Annotated in this window: 20 protein-coding genes and 1 pseudogene; 14 read left to right on the forward strand and 7 right to left on the reverse strand. The window is 63.3% G+C overall.

All coding sequences use genetic code 11. The annotated features are described in order from the left end of the window. The first annotated feature begins 107 nt into the window (after nucleotides 1-107). Nucleotides 108-842 carry an SDR family NAD(P)-dependent oxidoreductase gene (locus tag EU555_RS04645; protein ID WP_135413412.1) on the forward strand — a complete coding sequence of 245 codons (735 nt, stop codon included), beginning with the start codon at nucleotides 108-110 and terminating at the stop codon, nucleotides 840-842. Continuing rightward, entirely contained in the window at nucleotides 808-2463 is a 1656-nt protein-coding gene (locus EU555_RS04650) for a cryptochrome/photolyase family protein (protein ID WP_205820762.1), read from the forward strand. Before EU555_RS04645 ends, EU555_RS04650 begins: the two co-directional genes overlap by 35 nt. Here the strand turns inward: EU555_RS04650 and bcsS are convergent. Next, the gene (gene bcsS / locus EU555_RS04655) at nucleotides 2386-2787 is read right to left on the reverse strand and encodes a cellulose biosynthesis protein BcsS (RefSeq protein ID WP_425375082.1); all 402 of its coding nucleotides are present in this window, start codon (nucleotides 2785-2787) and stop codon (nucleotides 2386-2388) included. The genes EU555_RS04650 and bcsS overlap by 78 nt on opposite strands. 632 nt (nucleotides 2788-3419) lie before the next feature. Here bcsS and EU555_RS04660 point away from each other — a divergent pair. Both EU555_RS04660 and EU555_RS04665 read left to right on the forward strand, forming a co-directional pair. Beyond that, entirely contained in the window at nucleotides 3420-3833 is a 414-nt protein-coding gene (locus EU555_RS04660) for a hypothetical protein (RefSeq protein WP_135413414.1), read from the forward strand. A gap of 69 nt (nucleotides 3834-3902) precedes the next feature. Further along, complete coding sequence (locus EU555_RS04665; RefSeq protein ID WP_167858427.1) at nucleotides 3903-4652, forward strand: DUF3102 domain-containing protein; 750 nt, start codon at nucleotides 3903-3905, stop codon at nucleotides 4650-4652. A gap of 7 nt (nucleotides 4653-4659) precedes the next feature. Here EU555_RS04665 and EU555_RS04670 read toward each other — a convergent pair whose 3' ends face one another. After that, a complete protein-coding gene (locus EU555_RS04670; protein WP_135413418.1) occupies nucleotides 4660-4896 on the reverse strand; it encodes a helix-turn-helix transcriptional regulator in 237 nt (78 codons plus the stop codon). Here EU555_RS04670 and EU555_RS04675 point away from each other — a divergent pair. From EU555_RS04675 to EU555_RS37585, 3 genes are read left to right on the forward strand one after another with little or no spacing between them, the layout of a single operon-like run. Further along, nucleotides 4895-5302: a hypothetical protein gene (locus EU555_RS04675; protein ID WP_245524138.1), complete on the forward strand. Its 408-nt coding sequence runs from the start codon at nucleotides 4895-4897 to the stop codon at nucleotides 5300-5302. The genes EU555_RS04670 and EU555_RS04675 overlap by 2 nt on opposite strands. 36 nt (nucleotides 5303-5338) lie before the next feature. Beyond that, nucleotides 5339-5593 (forward strand): hypothetical protein, encoded by a 255-nt coding sequence (locus tag EU555_RS36010; protein ID WP_167858428.1) that lies wholly within the window; start codon nucleotides 5339-5341, stop codon nucleotides 5591-5593. A 14-nt stretch (nucleotides 5594-5607) separates the two neighbouring features. Further along, complete coding sequence (locus EU555_RS37585; protein WP_342636461.1) at nucleotides 5608-6228, forward strand: Ros/MucR family transcriptional regulator; 621 nt, start codon at nucleotides 5608-5610, stop codon at nucleotides 6226-6228. A gap of 99 nt (nucleotides 6229-6327) precedes the next feature. On the opposite strand, the gene EU555_RS04690 is transcribed toward EU555_RS37585, so the two are convergent. Beyond that, the gene (locus tag EU555_RS04690) at nucleotides 6328-6486 is read right to left on the reverse strand and encodes a DUF3309 domain-containing protein (RefSeq protein WP_135413424.1); all 159 of its coding nucleotides are present in this window, start codon (nucleotides 6484-6486) and stop codon (nucleotides 6328-6330) included. Nucleotides 6487-6595: 109 nt separating this feature from the next. Beyond that, a complete protein-coding gene (locus EU555_RS04695; RefSeq protein WP_135413426.1) occupies nucleotides 6596-7105 on the reverse strand; it encodes a Ros/MucR family transcriptional regulator in 510 nt (169 codons plus the stop codon). Nucleotides 7106-7317: 212 nt separating this feature from the next. Between EU555_RS04695 and EU555_RS36015 the strand changes: the two genes are divergently transcribed. The 5 genes from EU555_RS36015 to EU555_RS04720 all read left to right on the forward strand — a co-directional run bounded on the left by EU555_RS36015 (nucleotide 7318) and on the right by EU555_RS04720 (nucleotide 11190). Continuing rightward, the gene (locus EU555_RS36015) at nucleotides 7318-7494 is read left to right on the forward strand and encodes a hypothetical protein (RefSeq protein WP_167858429.1); all 177 of its coding nucleotides are present in this window, start codon (nucleotides 7318-7320) and stop codon (nucleotides 7492-7494) included. Nucleotides 7495-7749: 255 nt separating this feature from the next. Next, nucleotides 7750-9066 (forward strand): hypothetical protein, encoded by a 1317-nt coding sequence (locus tag EU555_RS04700; RefSeq protein ID WP_135413428.1) that lies wholly within the window; start codon nucleotides 7750-7752, stop codon nucleotides 9064-9066. Nucleotides 9067-9975: 909 nt separating this feature from the next. Next, the gene (locus tag EU555_RS04710) at nucleotides 9976-10155 is read left to right on the forward strand and encodes a hypothetical protein (protein ID WP_135413432.1); all 180 of its coding nucleotides are present in this window, start codon (nucleotides 9976-9978) and stop codon (nucleotides 10153-10155) included. Beyond that, the gene (locus EU555_RS04715) at nucleotides 10145-10657 is read left to right on the forward strand and encodes a hypothetical protein (protein WP_135413434.1); all 513 of its coding nucleotides are present in this window, start codon (nucleotides 10145-10147) and stop codon (nucleotides 10655-10657) included. The genes EU555_RS04710 and EU555_RS04715 overlap by 11 nt, the downstream gene beginning before the upstream one ends. After that, complete coding sequence (locus EU555_RS04720) at nucleotides 10654-11190, forward strand: hypothetical protein (protein ID WP_135413436.1); 537 nt, start codon at nucleotides 10654-10656, stop codon at nucleotides 11188-11190. Before EU555_RS04715 ends, EU555_RS04720 begins: the two co-directional genes overlap by 4 nt. A 128-nt stretch (nucleotides 11191-11318) precedes the next feature. Here EU555_RS04720 and EU555_RS37675 read toward each other — a convergent pair whose 3' ends face one another. Both EU555_RS37675 and EU555_RS04725 read right to left on the reverse strand, forming a co-directional pair. Then, complete coding sequence (locus EU555_RS37675) at nucleotides 11319-11567, reverse strand: DUF6894 family protein (RefSeq protein ID WP_425375083.1); 249 nt, start codon at nucleotides 11565-11567, stop codon at nucleotides 11319-11321. 193 nt (nucleotides 11568-11760) lie between these two features. Then, nucleotides 11761-12375, reverse strand: a complete 615-nt coding sequence (locus tag EU555_RS04725; protein WP_135413438.1) for a recombinase family protein — start codon at nucleotides 12373-12375, stop codon at nucleotides 11761-11763. A 123-nt stretch (nucleotides 12376-12498) separates the two neighbouring features. On the opposite strand from EU555_RS04725, the pseudogene EU555_RS04730 reads away from it, so the two are divergent. Beyond that, nucleotides 12499-12740: pseudogene (locus EU555_RS04730) on the forward strand (transposase); the annotation flags it as partial. Nucleotides 12741-12869: 129 nt separating this feature from the next. Next, nucleotides 12870-13613 carry a hypothetical protein gene (locus tag EU555_RS36020; RefSeq protein WP_167858421.1) on the forward strand — a complete coding sequence of 248 codons (744 nt, stop codon included), beginning with the start codon at nucleotides 12870-12872 and terminating at the stop codon, nucleotides 13611-13613. A gap of 82 nt (nucleotides 13614-13695) precedes the next feature. On the opposite strand, the gene EU555_RS04735 is transcribed toward EU555_RS36020, so the two are convergent. Then, on the reverse strand, nucleotides 13696-14910 hold a 1215-nt coding region (locus EU555_RS04735), incomplete at its 5' end, for a putative Ig domain-containing protein (protein WP_167858431.1).

The raw sequence follows: 14910 nt of genomic DNA on the forward strand, positions 1-14910 counted from the left end.
GCCGGCGAATCCCACCGGCCCCTGCGTCAGTTCGGCCCGCCCCGCCCCCGGCGCCGGCACGCCCGTTCGCCCTAGCTAGAGTTATGGGCAGCGGAACGGGGGCCGCAATGGCGCGCACGATAATCTACGGGGGAACCGGCGGCATCGGCCGGGCGACGGCGCATGCGCTCCGCGCCCGCGGGCACGCGCTGCACCTCGTCGCCCGCGATGCCGGCGCGCTCGACGCCCTGGCGGCGGAGCTCGGCGAGACCTCCGTGACGGCGGGCGACGTCACCGATCCCGGCCTGTTTGCCCGCGCGAGCGCCGAGGCCGGCGAGGCCCTGAGCGGCCTCGTCTACGCCGTCGGCACCATCAACCTGAAGCCGGTCGGGCGCCTGAAGCCGGCCGAGATCGAGGCCGATTTCCGCATTAACGCGCTCGGCGCCTTCCTGGCGGTGCAGGCCGCCGCCCCGGGCCTCAAGGCGGGGGCGGGCGAGGGAACGAGCGGCGTCGTGCTGTTCTCCACCGTCGCGGCCGCGCAGGGCTTCGCCGCCCACGCCTCGGTGGCGATGGCCAAGGGGGCGGTCGAGGGCCTGGCCCTGAGCCTCGCCGCGGAGCTGGCGCCGCAGGTGCGGGTCAACGTCGTGGCGCCCTCCCTCACCCGGACGAACCTCGCCCGCTCGCTCACCGCCAACGAGACGGTGGCGAACGGCATCGCGGCGATGCACGCCGTCCCGCGCCTCGGCCGGCCGGAGGATACGGGCGCGCTCGCCGCCTTCCTGGTCTCGGACGAGGCCGGCTGGATCACCGGCCAGGTGATCGGCGTCGATGGCGGCCGCTCGCGGCTGCGCACGAAGGGGTAAGGCCTTGGGGGCGCCTCCGCTGCGCACGCTCCGCCTCGTCCTCGGCGACCAGCTCCATCCCCGGCTCGCCACCCTCACCGACCTCGATCCCGGCGCCGACACGGTGCTGATGGTCGAGGTCACCGACGAGGCGACCTATGTGCGCCACCACAAGCAGAAGCTGGTGCTGGTCCTCTCCGCCATGCGCCACTTCGCGGCCGAGTTGCGCGCCCGCGGCATCGCGGTCGACTACGTCGCCCTGGAGGATCCGGACAATGCCGGCTCGTTCACCGCTGAGCTGACCCGGGCGGTCGCCCGCCACCGTCCCGACCGGATCGTGGTGACCGAAGCCGGCGAGTGGCGGGTCGAGGCGATGATGCGGGGCTGGGAGGAGGCCCTCGGAATCCCGGTCGAGATCCGGGACGACACCCGCTTCCTGTGCCCGCGCCCGATCTTCGCCCGCTGGGCGGAGGGGCGCGAATCCTTGCGGATGGAGACCTTCTACCGCGCCATGCGCCGGCGCACCGGCTTCCTGATGGAGGGGCGCGAGCCCGCGGGCGGGCGCTGGAACTTCGACCACGACAACCGCCGCCGCCTGCCCCCGGGCCACGCCGTGCCGGAGCGCCGGCGCTTCCCGCCCGACGCCGTGACGCGCGAGGTGATGGCCCTCGTCGCCCGCCGCTTCCCCGACCATTTCGGCGACCTCGACGGCTTCGCCTGGCCGGTGACCCGGGCCGATGCGCTCGCGGCGCTCCGGCACTTCCTCGACGATTGCCTGCCGGACTTCGGCGACTACCAGGACGCGATGCGGGCCGGCACCCCGTTCCTCTATCACGGCCTGATCGCACCGGCCCTCAATCTCGGCCTCCTCGACGCCGAGGAGGTCTGCCGCGCCGCGGAGGAACGGTGGCGCGACGGGTCGGCGCCGCTCAACGCGGTCGAGGGCTTCATCCGCCAGATCCTCGGCTGGCGCGAATACGTGCGCGGGCTCTACTGGGCGAAGATGCCGGACTATCCGCAGACCAACGCGCTCGACGCCACCCGCGACCTGCCGTGGTTCTACTGGTCCGGCGAGACCCGGATGGCCTGCCTCGCGGAATGCGTGCGCGACACGAAGGCCCACGCCCACGCCCACCACATCCAGCGCCTGATGGTGCTCGGCAATTTCGCGCTGCTCGCCGGGATCGCGCCGGCCCAGGTCGAGGAATGGTTCCTGGTGGTCTATGCCGACGCCTACGAGTGGGTCGAGCTGCCCAACGTCCACGGCATGGCGCTCTTCGCCGATGGCGGCCTCCTCGCCTCGAAGCCCTACGCGTCGTCCGGCGCCTACATCGACCGGATGTCGGATTACTGCCGCGGCTGCGCCTACGACGTGCGCGAGAAGTCCGGCCCGGCCGCCTGCCCGTTCAACTACCTGTACTGGAACTTCCTGATCGCGAACGAGGGCTCCTTGAGCCGCAATCCGCGCCTCGCGATGCCCTACCGCACGCTGGCCAGGATGCCGCCGGCGCGCAGGGGCGCCATCGTGGCGGATGCGGCAAGCTTCCTCGATGCGTTGAGCACCTCAAAGGGGGAGCCAGGCGGTGACGGTGCCGTAGATGCCCGGGCGCCGGATCTGTTCCTCGTAGACCCAGCCGGCTGAGACGCGAAAGCGCATCTCGGAGAGGGCCGGCGGCGCCGCGATCAAGGGTGGCAACCCGAAATCGGTAGCGTGGAGGCCGAGGCTCCACTTCCGGTAGCCGGTCCGGTCGGCGTAGAGCGCGGCTTCCGGCCCGAGATAGGCCTCGCCGAGGTCGGGCAGCCTGATCCCCCACGACACCCGGCCCCAGGCGCTCCAGCGGGCGGTGCCGGCGATCAGGGTCGTGGTGAGGAGCGTCGATTCGGTCGGCCGGGCCCACAGCTCGGCCTGCGCCCTCACCCCGATCTGCGGCGACGGCAGCCGCTTCGTGCCGGGGCTGTCCAGCACCTCGCTGGATGCTGAGCGCCCTAAGTTATTGATTTCATTGCATCGAATCGGCAACCGTTCGCGCATTTGTATCATGGTTTGGTATCTGGGTGCCACCTTGCGAAAGCCGACCGTCCCTGCAATCTCAGTGGGCGTCGGGAGCGCTCAAGCCACCTCGCAGTATCGCTCCTAGCAGTCGCAGTGCCCGCACAGGGCTGGTCTTATTATGTGGAGAAATTCTATGCACTCGCTCTTTAGCGAGCGCGAGAGCGTGCGCGTCCTATCGGAGACGGACGCCGCTGCTACCTGCGCAATTCCAATCTCGACCTTCGGCAGGCTGATTCACGCTGGCGATGGACCTGCATTTGTTCAGCTCTCGCGCCGTCGCCGGGGTTATTGAATCGTCGTTCACGAATGGCTGAATTCGCGCGGCAACTCGATTCTGCGGGATAGCAAGAATGTCTAAAGTTTATCACTATACAGACACCGCTCATCTGCCCTTTATTTTTCATAGCGGAAGACTGCTTCCAAGCAGAAATTCTCGTGGACATAACGCGAATCCTGATCTCATCTGGGCTACTACAGAGCCCAAGATTGACAATACATGCACCGCTGCGGGCAATATGCGAGGATACCGCGAGGGCCTATCCTTGATGGTGCGCTTCGTTGTCAAAGCAAGCGATTTTGAGATCTGGCCCAATGTTGTCGCGCCATTTCCAGAGTGGACTCCTCAGGTAATCGAGAGGCTGGAGCGATGGGCGCTCGGCAGGAGCAATCCCCGCAATTGGCGCGGCCGAATCTCACCTTTGCAAGTCAAGAACTGCATCAGCATCGAAACCAAGGATTACCGCGATAGAGAGTGGCGTCCGCTCCTAATAAAAAAATGCCTTCAGCTATCTCAATCAGAGTTAGGCGTAATTATCGGCGACAAAGTATACATATCTTCGCAGACTGTACTCAATGGAACTTTGGGCTACGTGATGACGAGCATCCCTGCTCGTGAGCTGTGGGGCGATGGATGGGTCCTGAGAATTAAATCTCCCAAAGATGCTCTACAGATGGATTAGCAAGCATGATGCCCGAGATTTGATTTTCGGATCATGCGGAAGATCTGGCAACAAAGGAATAGGTCGGCCATGAACCCAGAAATTCACCCTGCGGATGCTTCGAATTTCAGCTATGAGCAGCTGCCGAGCGATCTCGCATCTGAGGCGCGCAAGGTTGCTGAGCGAGTTCACCGAAGGAACCGTGCTCAGATCATGGAGACCGGCAACGATCTCATTTTAATGAAAAAGAAGCTTGGTCACGGTATGTTCGGCGCTTGGATTGAGGCTGAGTTCGGCATGAGCGACCGCACGGCGCAGAATTACATGCGAGCGGCGGAGACATTTGCCGACAAACCCGAAATCGTTTCGGTTTTGCCCCCGATCACCGTCTATGCGCTCGCCGCGAAATCAACGCCAGACGACATTCGCACCGATGTCATAGCCAGATTCGATGCAGGACAGCGGCTCAACGCTCGCGAGATCGTGGCGCGCATCGATGAAACGCGTCGCACGAAGCAGGAGGAGTCAAAGCGAGACGCGCGCAAGCGGAAGGTGGCGAAGTTGCCGCCGGAGGATCAAGCGAAGTTCGAAAAGGCGGAGGCGCGCAGGGCTCGAGGACAAGAGGCGATAGAGGCAGAAATCAACCGCCTCCGGGAGGAGCGTGAGCGTGCGGCGGAGGATACTGCATTGTTCCTGGCAGAGCGTCTAGGAGACGACCTTCCTCGATTTATGGAGATGCTGAAGGCGTCGAACGTGTGGGATGTTGTCTCTGCGCTGAGATCTCTAGACTCCAAGGACAACGCCGCCGAGAATGCGAAAGACGTAGCGCTTGTCGAATAACTGCGATTCAGCCAACTAGCGGGTCTCTAAAACGAACGCCGTGACCTCCGCCGTTCGCTGAGATCAGCTCGATACCTGCAGCCTCAATACATCGCTTCATGACCTCAACGGTGGCTCGCTGCGGATTCGACTTCTCATTTTCGAAATTCCTAACGGTGACCACGCTGACCTTCGCCTCGCGGGCAAGGTCATCTTGGGTCCATTTTAGAAGGCCACGGGCGGCGCGGGACTGGGCAGGCGTCATGATCGACGCCTACCACTCCTGTCGGAAATCGCAAGGAATTTCGCAAAAAGGGTTGATTGTCGGTTTCGAAAAGGTAAATTCCTATCTGTTTCCGACAGGAATCGAATCCATGGCTTCCACTCGCTCCCTCCATTGGGCCACCGCCATGAAGGCGATGCAGGCCGATCGCGCAAAGCGCCCGGTCGGACTTCTCGCCGCTCAGGGTCTTATCCGAGCAACCTCCGCAAAGCGCCGGCCTCTCGTGGTCGCTGGCGCCTACGACAAGGCCGCGATCATGACGGCTGCCACTGCTGCCGCGAAGAACCACCAAGCTCGCTTCGGCTGCACTTGGGGTGAGGCCTTGTCCGTCACCCTCAAGGCCACATGGCAGCTCGCTAAGGCTACCCGCGCCGTCTCCGTTCACTGAGTAGTCCCGCCAAACCAATCAGCAGGGAGAACGCTGATGTCCCACCTGGATCTTGCCCAGTTTCGCTTCCTGAACGCTGACGATGCGCTGATCGTGGCGATGATAGAACCACTTTCCTACCTAACCGACATGGAACGGCTGTCGCGATGCGAGGGTGATGCACCACTTGCCGACGCGGCGTTCAAGGCACAGGAAGCACTTCTTGCAGCGATCACTGCTCTTGATCGATTCTATGCCGAAGATGCACGTGCGGCTGATGCGAGCGGCGCTTACACTTTAATCGCACAGTGAGGTTGGATATGAATATGCGACTGCTTGGGATCTCTGCCGATATTGTATCGGCGTATGTGACTCGCAACCATATTCCCGCGACTGAGATTCCGCGACTGCTCTCGGCTGTCCACACGATGCTAAACAGGCTTGAGACGCAGTCCACGCCCATGGCTGAGAAGCCTGTGCCTCCGGTCCCTATTCGACGGACTGTTACTCCAGACCACATCATCAGCCTTGAGAATGGCAAGCCGTACAAGACGCTCATTCGCCATCTCGCCGCGCACGGCCTTACCCCCGAGCAATATCGACAGAAGTGGAGCCTTCCCCACGACTACCCGATGATTGCCGAAAACTACGCCGCATCAAGGTCGAATCTATCGCGAGCAAGCGCCATCAATCAGCCCCGGTGCAGCAATGAAGCTTCAGCGGGCACCAGCGAGACTGATGAACTGCCTAATATATTTGCCCCAGAAAGTGAGAACAAACCTGAGAAGCCGAAGCTCCTCTCGCTGGCTGAGCAGCTTGATATACAAGGAAAAAGATGGATTCAACATTCTATGAATAGGATTAAGGAGGAAAGTAATTCGAAAGATCCTAACCTTCGTGCCGCATATGAGCGCATGATGCAGCTTTCAGACAAGCTGCCTTTCTAAACGACGTGAACTCCTGGGCAGATTAGAAGTCTAGAGCGCTGACTGACACCACCCGCCCGCCGAGGCGCAAGACTGTGGCGGGCGACTGGTCACTCGGAGTCAGACGGTGATCCGTCCCGTGAGCAGTAGCACGATTAGGAGGATCAGCAAGATGCCGCCGATACCGAGACCGCCTGTCCGGTACCGACCGCCGCCGTAGAAGCTGCCACCGCCACCGAACAGCAGGATAAGGAGGATCAGTATGATCAGAAGGGTCATGGGCGGGCAGTCCTTACGGCCGAGCTAGAGGCTGTTAGGAATGCTGTCATGAGGTTTTCGTTCCTCAGCCTCACTGCCGCACACGGTGCAGAACTGGGAATGATCGGTCTTACGAGGCGGTGGCCTTCTTCGGCCGACCGCGCCCACGAGCCGGAGCGGAAACGACTGGATCAGGGGTTGACCGCATCTCGGCAGCACGCTTGGCAGCCGCACGCTCGCGCCGGATCTGGCCGAGGCCGAGGCTCTTGGCGAGTTCGGAGCGCTGGGCGGCGTAGGTGGCGGCGACCATCGGATAGTCGTGCGGCAGGCCCCACTTCTGGCGGTACTGGTCCGGGGTGAGGCCGCGGGTGGTCAGGTGCCGCTTGAGCGACTTGTAGGGCTTGCCGTCCTCCAGGCTGATGATGTGGTCCGGGGTGACGGTCTTGCGGATCGGGACGGGGGGCGTGGGCTTCTCGACTACGGGTTCGGGGGGTGTGCCGAGTTTCGCCAGGGCCGCGTGCGTGGCTGCGATTAGCGCCGGCAACTCGGAAGCTGGAACATTGTTTCTCGATACGTAGGCGCCGACGATATCGGCAGCGAGGCCGATGTGACCGGCATCTTGTCGGGTGCTCTCGTTCATCTAACGATCCAAGTCATGCGTTGTTTCGCACGATCCTGATAGCCGACTTACTACCGGGTTCGTCAAGCAGCATTACGGTGACTCGAACGGATCCTGATGCCGAAGTCCCGACCCAATTCAAAACATCGAGGGTCGATTTGCATTTGTTCCCGATCTGTACTATGCCTGAGATGACGTCATGTCGTAGTGAGATTGATACGGGAGTGAGAAGGATGACGAGAACGACAAAGCCTCATACCAGCGTCCGGATGAGCCGCGCTGCGCTGCGCGAGCTGAACATTATCTCTGCGATGGAAGGCGTCTCAAACCAGAAGATTCTGGAAAACGCCTTGCGCCAGATTTTCGCCGACCGCGGTCGCAACTTCGACGTTTTGAATGCAAAGGCCTGAGCGTCATGAAGCAGCGTTGTCGGGACGTGAGTTGGTTCGGAATGTTGGGGTGACGGTGCAAGCGGGCTGTAATGCCTGCCATAACTCAATTGCCGCCTACTTAAAAGCCGAATTAATTTCGAATTTCCAGGGATTTTCCTTGAATTTCGGGCACGACAAATCGCCCCCGGGGCCTGACTGCCTCGGAGGACCATCATCAACAACATGAAAAAGGACGGCTCCCCGTGGCGCAAACACGGGTGAGCCGCAGAACAGTTGAGCTACATCCCTGATATCACCGATTTTGATGACGGACAAGCGGTTGATCACGGAATCGAATGCCAGCCGCCCGCCGCTCCGGACGCTGGCGCCGCGATCGGCCTCTATAGCGCACGGCGTTTCGCTGAACGCCTCCACCGCACGTTCGACCGGAACGACGGCCTAGACGGCGGTTGGGGACCGTGGGTTCAGCCCCACATCCGCATCCGGCTCAACGACCTCGAACGGCTCATCACGTACCGCCGAGCCATGGGGTCGTTCGATGTAGTGAAGCCTGGGCAGTACGTCCGGTGTGCGGTCGGGGCGTTGGTCCTCAAGGCCGCTCGCTACGGTGACGATCCTGGCGAGCTGGTGCGTGCGTGGGCGGTAGAGTTCGTGCCGGAGTACGGTGGCACGCCCGATCTCTCCACGCCCGTGCTTCGGGTCGATACGATCGCAGAAGCCCTCCAGATCCGTGAGGATGAGGTGAGGGCGAACGTACTCAATTCCCTGGTGTCGATCGACCGGCCGCCGGATGTGCGGGCCTCTGACGATCGGGAGTATGACCGGGCCTATTCCGAGAACCGTCGTCGCGGTGCAGGCGCCAAGCCGCAATCGTCGCGCACGCTCACGCGGGACACGAAGCGAGTAGCGGCAGCCCTCAAGATCGGGGTCAAGAAGGCTCGCGACCTCATCCGTACCAGCGTGATCGACCTTGCTGCCGAGATAGCCAAGCTGGACGCTGCGGCTGCCTGCCAAAATTCGTCGGTGACAGGTACAGACATAGGGGGACTCTTGTTCCCGACGGAAATTTGCAGCCCGGAAGCACCGCCCCCGACGATCGGTCTCAACATCGGGTCCAGCGCTGAACCCTCGACCACGGCCGAGCCCGCCGAGCACGAGGAAGAGGCATCGGCCTCGACGAACAGTCTCGACATCGCGTCCAGCACCGCGACCGCGACCACGGTTGAGACTGACCGCGGGGAGAACGGGATCGATGTCTCGGCCTCTCTCGTGAATGTCGCGACGGCCGAAACCCACGCCTCCTTCGCGGTCATTGAAACCGAGATGGCAGGCGATTCCCCGGACCAGGGTGCGCGTCTGCCGGCCAACGACAACGGCAACGACATCTGCGCCGACCTCGCCGTCCCCGTCCCGCCATCCATCGTTCCGTTCTACCTGATGGCCGCCAACGATCCCGACGACGATGCGGCCGACACGCGCGTGATGCCGATCCGAGCGCACGATCGCGAGGCCGAGATCTACGCCCGACTGGTCGCCAACGCCCCGGCTGCGATCCTGGCGTTTGGGGAGTTGGGTGGGTGGCCGGATTGATCGCGGTGCGTCTCGTGTGACGCATCGATGATCGACAGGATGAGGCGGAACGGCCGGGACGATCTCGACCATCCTCCTGCTAGAAAATCATTGAAATTGCCGCCTACCTCTCGAAGGGATGCAGAGAGAGAACGAGCCGGCAAGAAACGATATTTCCCGGTAATTGCTGATGTAGATTTGACATTCATCCACAAAGATATTATACATTCTGCGTGGGGTGCTCCGTAAGGAGTACCTTCCGCGGGTGGGGAAACCCACTCACGGCGGCCGGGCGGTTAGCGACGCCCATGGGGTCGAAAGTCCCTCACGGGGGACCCGAACGAGGCTCTGGGGGCATTGCCCCATGCCACGTCGCTAACGGCAACGGCCTCCCCTCCCCGGCGGGTTTCCGGGGTCCCCCAGTAATCGGGGGCGCAAGGGCGTGAGGCGATCCGACCCGCGTGGGCTTCCTGTAATGGGAAGCTGCGGTCAACAAATACGTTTCTTCTTAATCCATTTTGAGCACTCCCACATTCCAAAAAACGAAATCATTTCGGAATCACCATGACCACACCTACCGACACCGTACAACGCGTCGTCGGCCTGAATCTGCCGACGAACCTCGTCGCGGCGATCGACAAGGCCGCATCTGACGAACTAATTTCCCGGGCAGCTTGGATGCGCAGGGCTGTCTTGAGCCGCCTACGCGAAACCGGCGCTCTCACTGATCAGCGGAAGGCCCCGACCGCTGCATGATCCCTGCCCTACCTGAATCCTGTACCAGCCGATTACCGAGTGGCACCGTAGCCCGATTGGACACAGCCGCCGCGTTGCTCGGCATCAGCCGATCAGCCATAGCCCGCGCCGCGATCATGAAATTGCTCGCCGATCTCGGCGGTACTGCCACCGTGTCGAAGGCAAGGCGCCGGCATGACCGATGATCCTCGACCGCTATTGGTCGCATTCTCTGCGGGTCCTGAACTCGCGAAACGTATCGAGGAGGAGGCTGCCAGGAGCGGTCTGTCCGTCGCAGAATATGTGAAGCGCGTCGTCCGCTGCGGCATCGATCTATACAACCCCAACACCATCAAGCAATTCAATGAACAATGATTTTTCAACGACCGTAGCGATTGAAGCCATTCGGTCCGCTCTATCCGGTAAGAATTCTCAACTCTCAGACAGCGCTCGTACCGCGCTCGTCAACGACATTGCTTCCCGCGTCATCGTCAATTCGGACGGTTCCACGTTGTGGAAGGGTGACGACGGCGAGTTTGATTATCGTGACGGCGCGTTCACTTCGCCGTTCACGGCTGTCCGCAACATGGTGCGAGCCAATCCCGCTCGGTTCGGTGTCGGAATCCCTGCGCCTGAGACGAATGCCGGGCCGCCCACGCCTGTTGTTCCCAAGTCTCCGGCCGATCTCAGCAAGCTCACTCCGAGCGAAGTGATGAGGCTTGCGAGAGAAAATCCCGAAATTCGAGCCCATTTCGCTAGCAACCCGCTCGGTAACGCGAAGACTATTCCGAACATGACCGAGCTGATGGTTGCCGCTCGATCTGGTGACAACGCTGCCCTCGCCGCGCTCAACGCTCGAGTCGGAGGTGCCCGATGACCTCTCTTCTTGCGAGACAGAAGGCCGCCGCCGAGAAGAGGGCGCGCTGGCAGGCGATGATGAACGACCCGGAGATTCAAGCCCGCTCGCGTGCCGCGCTAGACGATTTCCAGGCGAGCGAAGAGGCGCGTCGTCGGCCTCAGGAGGAGGCTGCGGCCCGGACCGAATGCCCTTGCTGCCACACCGGCACCCATCATCGGGGTGAGATTGACCGGATGGTTCGCAATCTGATCCGGTCGCTCGGTGCCGATCGCGTCGGCGCGCTTCTCTCCGACGAGACGGTGCCGGTGCCGGTCACCGCGCCTGTCGAGGCGTCTGCCGATCCTGGCGTTGCGGAGCTGGTGCGAGCTGAGATCGCCCGAGTCATGGCGGAGCACACCGCCAGCGTCGCCCGTCTCACCGCCACCGACGACAGTGAGAGTTGCGACCCGGACCACGATCCTCTGCGCGGCCCTGATCAGGTTCGCCGCGGTCGCGGTCGCCCTCCCAAGTCATGCGGGAACAAGGCACGTACAAACGCCAGTTCGGCCTAGCTCATACGATCGAATTGCGTGCAATCTGTAACAATCTAGAAACCGAGCCGCCTCGCTGCGCGCCCACCGTCAGCGAGGCCGGCGGGCCGGGCATCCTCCCCCGAGGGCATGCCGCGGCCCGCCACTACTCAATGGGCTCTTGCGCGACATCGCCCAGCCGCGACATCTGACAGCGGTAAGGCAAAGCTGTCTCCGCCGTCCGCAGCCTCGATGATCAGGATCCCCTCAGCCCAATCATCCGAGCGATCAGGGAGTCTCAGCAATACACGACCGATCTGCCAAGCATGAGCGAGAGCAGCTGTGTCGTCGGCAAGCTCGATACCACCTCCATCGAGACAGCGGTCGCCAATCTTCAAGCTAAAGCAGTAGCGAGGCATTGCGGCGGCTCAAGGAATCGTGCGCTTGAGTGGACGTCTGACCCAGCGGCTCCCTACCGCAGGACGAAGCGAACCCTAAAGGAAACCGCAAGCGCTCACAACGTAAGCTCAGCAGCCCTATCAGCCAGCTGCCACTCGCCTGAGTCATCGGCGGGCTGGGTCTCTTCGGAGGGAACGGCCCAGCCCGCCGCGTTCAGGCAGCCCGCTTCGCGATCTTGGAAATGGTCGCCCGGCTGCACCCGGTGGCGGCCTGGATCTGAGACCAAGACAGCCCCTTGCCGAGCATCGCGGCGATCGACGCATTGCGCTCCACGTCCTCAGGGCGGCCCTTGTAGCGGCCCGCGGCCTTCGCCTTGGCCTGCCCCTGCGCCTGCCGGCGACGCCGGTCCATGTAGTCCTTACGGCTGATCGCAGCCAGCATGTCGAGAAGCATGCTGTTGATGGCCTCGAACATGCGGGCCGTGAACTCATCAACCGCGGCCCCGGTCAACATCATGTACGATGTTTGCAAGTCCAGGGCGACGACGCGAACGCGCCGCGCCGTGATCTCGACCTTGAGCGTGTTCCAGTCAGCCTCGTCTAAGCGCGACAGGCGGTCTACCTGCTCGATCAGGAGCACGTCACCGGGCCTCGAGTCTCTGAGGAGTCGGAACAGCTCGGGCCGGTCAAGGCTCGAACCGCTCTCATTCTCCACGTAGTAGGCCGCGATCCGCAAACCCCGTTCCTCCACGAAGGAATCGAGCTGCGCACGGGCGCGCGTGGCGTCTTGCTCGTCAGTGCTGGCGCGAAGGTAGGCCCGAACAAACATCCCTGATCCCATCGGTTCAGTTTGGATGGTTTACATCATGCTGGTTCGTCTTAAATGGTCAAGTGATATTTATTGAACCAATCGGGAGCTGGTTCACGAAGGGCATGCCCAAAACGAACCATGGTGCTGGCGGCAGCCGGCCGCTAGGGCTGGTGCCTCGTCTCGGCCTTCATCGTCACCGCTTTCACCCAGGAGGACGCCGAGGCGGCTCGTCAGCAGTGGCGACGGGTATCCGATCAGCTCCGACCCAAGGTGCCGAAGCTGGCAGCCTTGATGGACGCCACGGACACCGACGTCCTGGCCCACTGGGCTTCCCGGCAGCACACCGGGCCAAGTTGCACTCGACCAACCCGTTGGAGCGCCTCACGCACCCTGCCGCTCCGCACGATGCCTCGCAGCGGACCGAACCGCTCCATCGAGCCCACCTGCTCCAGAGTGAGAGCGTCAAGGTCTTTGGCCTACCCTGGCCTATCCGCCTCACGCCCCGCGCCCGCATGCCTGACCTCTCCGACCTTTCTCGCCGCGCCCTCGCTCTCCTTGACCAGTTCCTCGACTGGCCGGCTCTCCGGCGCATTATCACGGCTGCCATCGAGGACGGCATCGCGGCCCTGCGCCAACTCAGCCTCCACGACGCCCTCCTGATCTGGGTAGTCCTGCTCTTGGTTGTGCTGTGCATCCTGGTCCTGCGCCTGGCCAGCCGGCTTAGCCGCCTCGCCGCCAAGCAGGCCGGGGCTACCGCCGATCTAGCCCGGGCCGCCGCCGCCACCGCCGACCTGCAGCGCGCCACCAGCGCGCGGCAACTGCGCGCCTACGTGGACGTGAGCTCGGTCACGTTCCAGCGCTTCGCCCCGGGTCAGGAGATCGTCGTGCGGGCAGAGGTGCGCAACCACGGCCTCACGCCTGCCCTCGACTTGACGGCCCGGCTCGAGCTCACAGTGCTGCCCTTCCCCGCCTCGGAACTGCCGAATTTGCAGAGCTCCCCGGCTGACGCAATGCCCAGTGTGCTGGCGGCCCGCGACGGGCAGGTGATCCTGCAGCGCCTGGACCTGCAGGCCAGCTCCGGCTTGGCCGAGCGGCTGCTGGCGGGAGAGATGGGACTGCACGTGGTCGGCCTGTTGACCTACGCGGACGTGTTCGGCGAGCCGCACGTTACGCGGCTGAGCCTGGTGGCCAGTGGGGAGCGCGTGAGGGGACGCCAGCCCTTCGCACGGTGCGAGGCCGGCAACGAGCTCACCTGAGCCAAGCCCGGCGGGTGTGGGCGTCGCGCTGGACGCCCACACCCGTGGGGTTGCCCGGACGGGGATCAGGTCGGCGACGGCATCACAGCAGGAAGCCGTCCGCCCCGAGTGCGCCGCTCGGGACGAGCAGCGCCGCCGCATTCGCCCCCGTCAGCCCCTCGATCGTCACCGATCCATTGGTGAGCTGTACGACCGTGTCCCCGCCCACCGTGGCCACGCTCCGGATCGCGACCCCATCGATCAGCTTCAGGTAATCTTCGCCCAGCGTGAACCCTCCCTGGATCCGATCCGCACCATTCGATTTTCCGAATACGTACAGGTCGTGCCCGCTCCCGCCGATCAGCAAGTCGTCACCATTCCCCCCGGTCAGAACGTCGTTGCCAGCCCCGCCCTCGAGGCGATCGGCACCATTGTCGCCGAACAGCTGATCGCGACCTTCGCCACCGCGCAGCAGATCGTCACCATTGCCACCAGAGATGACGTCCTCGCCCACGCCTCCCGCGAGGGTGTCGGCACCGTTGCCGCCACTTAGCACGCGGCCGATCCGGAACTCGAAGGTGTCCGCGACCGACAGGCTGCCATCACTCGCTTTGACCTTAACCGAAACGAGGTCTCCGGTGCCGGTGGGCGTACCCGAGAATATGCCAGTGGTCGCGTTGAAGCTTAGCCACGCAGGAAGGGCGCTGCCGTCCTCAAGCGTCGCCGAGAGCGTTAGGACGTCTCCGTCCACGTCTGTGAAGGTTCCGGTTGGAACTCGGAACGGGGTCATGGCAGTACCTGGGCGGACGTACTGGTCCGGTATTTGGCTGACAACCACAGGCGCGTCGTTGACGGGGGTGATCGTCAGGGTGAAGCTGGAGGCGGCGCTGAGCGTCCCATCGCTGGCGGTGACCCGCAAGGCCAGGCTGCCGTTGTAGTCCCGCGGTGGCGTCCCGGAGAACGTGCGCGTGGCCGCGTCGAAGCTCAGCCAGCTGGGAAGCAGGCTGCCGTTCTCCAGCGTTGCCGAGAGCGTCAGGGCGTCCGCGTCGATGTCCGTGAAGGTGCTGGCCGGAACCGTGTAGCTCCAGCGCGTGTCCTCAGCCACTGACTGGTTCGTCAGCGCCTGTGCCACCACAGGCGCGTCGTTCACCGGCGTGACCGTCAGGGTGAAGTTGGAGGCGGCACTGAGCGTCCCGTCGCTGGCGGTGACCCGCAGGGCCAGGCTGCCGTTGTAGTCCTGCGGTGGCGTGCCTGAGAACGTGCGCGTGGCTGCGTCGAAGTTCAGCCAGCTGGGAAGCAGGCTGCCGTTCTCCAGCGT

The organism is Methylobacterium nonmethylotrophicum (assembly GCF_004745635.1).
Taxonomy (GTDB): Bacteria; Pseudomonadota; Alphaproteobacteria; order Rhizobiales; family Beijerinckiaceae; genus Methylobacterium; species Methylobacterium nonmethylotrophicum.

Excerpts from the sequence above, each read along its gene's own strand:
- EU555_RS04645 (WP_135413412.1), top strand. The coding sequence starts at position 108 with ATGGCGCGCACGATAATCTACGGGGGAACCGGCGGCATCGGCCGGGCG.
- EU555_RS04650 (WP_205820762.1), top strand. The coding sequence starts at position 808 with ATGGCGGCCGCTCGCGGCTGCGCACGAAGGGGTAAGGCCTTGGGGGCG.
- EU555_RS04660 (WP_135413414.1), top strand. The coding sequence starts at position 3,420 with ATGGTGCGCTTCGTTGTCAAAGCAAGCGATTTTGAGATCTGGCCCAAT.
- EU555_RS04665 (WP_167858427.1), top strand. The coding sequence starts at position 3,903 with ATGAACCCAGAAATTCACCCTGCGGATGCTTCGAATTTCAGCTATGAG.
- EU555_RS04675 (WP_245524138.1), top strand. The coding sequence starts at position 4,895 with ATGATCGACGCCTACCACTCCTGTCGGAAATCGCAAGGAATTTCGCAA.
- EU555_RS04670 (WP_135413418.1), bottom strand. The coding sequence starts at position 4,896 with ATGACGCCTGCCCAGTCCCGCGCCGCCCGTGGCCTTCTAAAATGGACC.
- EU555_RS36010 (WP_167858428.1), top strand. The coding sequence starts at position 5,339 with ATGTCCCACCTGGATCTTGCCCAGTTTCGCTTCCTGAACGCTGACGAT.
- EU555_RS37585 (WP_342636461.1), top strand. The coding sequence starts at position 5,608 with ATGCGACTGCTTGGGATCTCTGCCGATATTGTATCGGCGTATGTGACT.
- EU555_RS04690 (WP_135413424.1), bottom strand. The coding sequence starts at position 6,486 with ATGACCCTTCTGATCATACTGATCCTCCTTATCCTGCTGTTCGGTGGC.
- EU555_RS04695 (WP_135413426.1), bottom strand. The coding sequence starts at position 7,105 with ATGAACGAGAGCACCCGACAAGATGCCGGTCACATCGGCCTCGCTGCC.
- EU555_RS36015 (WP_167858429.1), top strand. The coding sequence starts at position 7,318 with ATGACGAGAACGACAAAGCCTCATACCAGCGTCCGGATGAGCCGCGCT.
- EU555_RS04710 (WP_135413432.1), top strand. The coding sequence starts at position 9,976 with ATGACCGATGATCCTCGACCGCTATTGGTCGCATTCTCTGCGGGTCCT.
- EU555_RS04715 (WP_135413434.1), top strand. The coding sequence starts at position 10,145 with ATGAACAATGATTTTTCAACGACCGTAGCGATTGAAGCCATTCGGTCC.
- EU555_RS04720 (WP_135413436.1), top strand. The coding sequence starts at position 10,654 with ATGACCTCTCTTCTTGCGAGACAGAAGGCCGCCGCCGAGAAGAGGGCG.
- EU555_RS37675 (WP_425375083.1), bottom strand. The coding sequence starts at position 11,567 with ATGCCTCGCTACTGCTTTAGCTTGAAGATTGGCGACCGCTGTCTCGAT.
- EU555_RS04725 (WP_135413438.1), bottom strand. The coding sequence starts at position 12,375 with ATGTTTGTTCGGGCCTACCTTCGCGCCAGCACTGACGAGCAAGACGCC.
- EU555_RS36020 (WP_167858421.1), top strand. The coding sequence starts at position 12,870 with ATGCCTGACCTCTCCGACCTTTCTCGCCGCGCCCTCGCTCTCCTTGAC.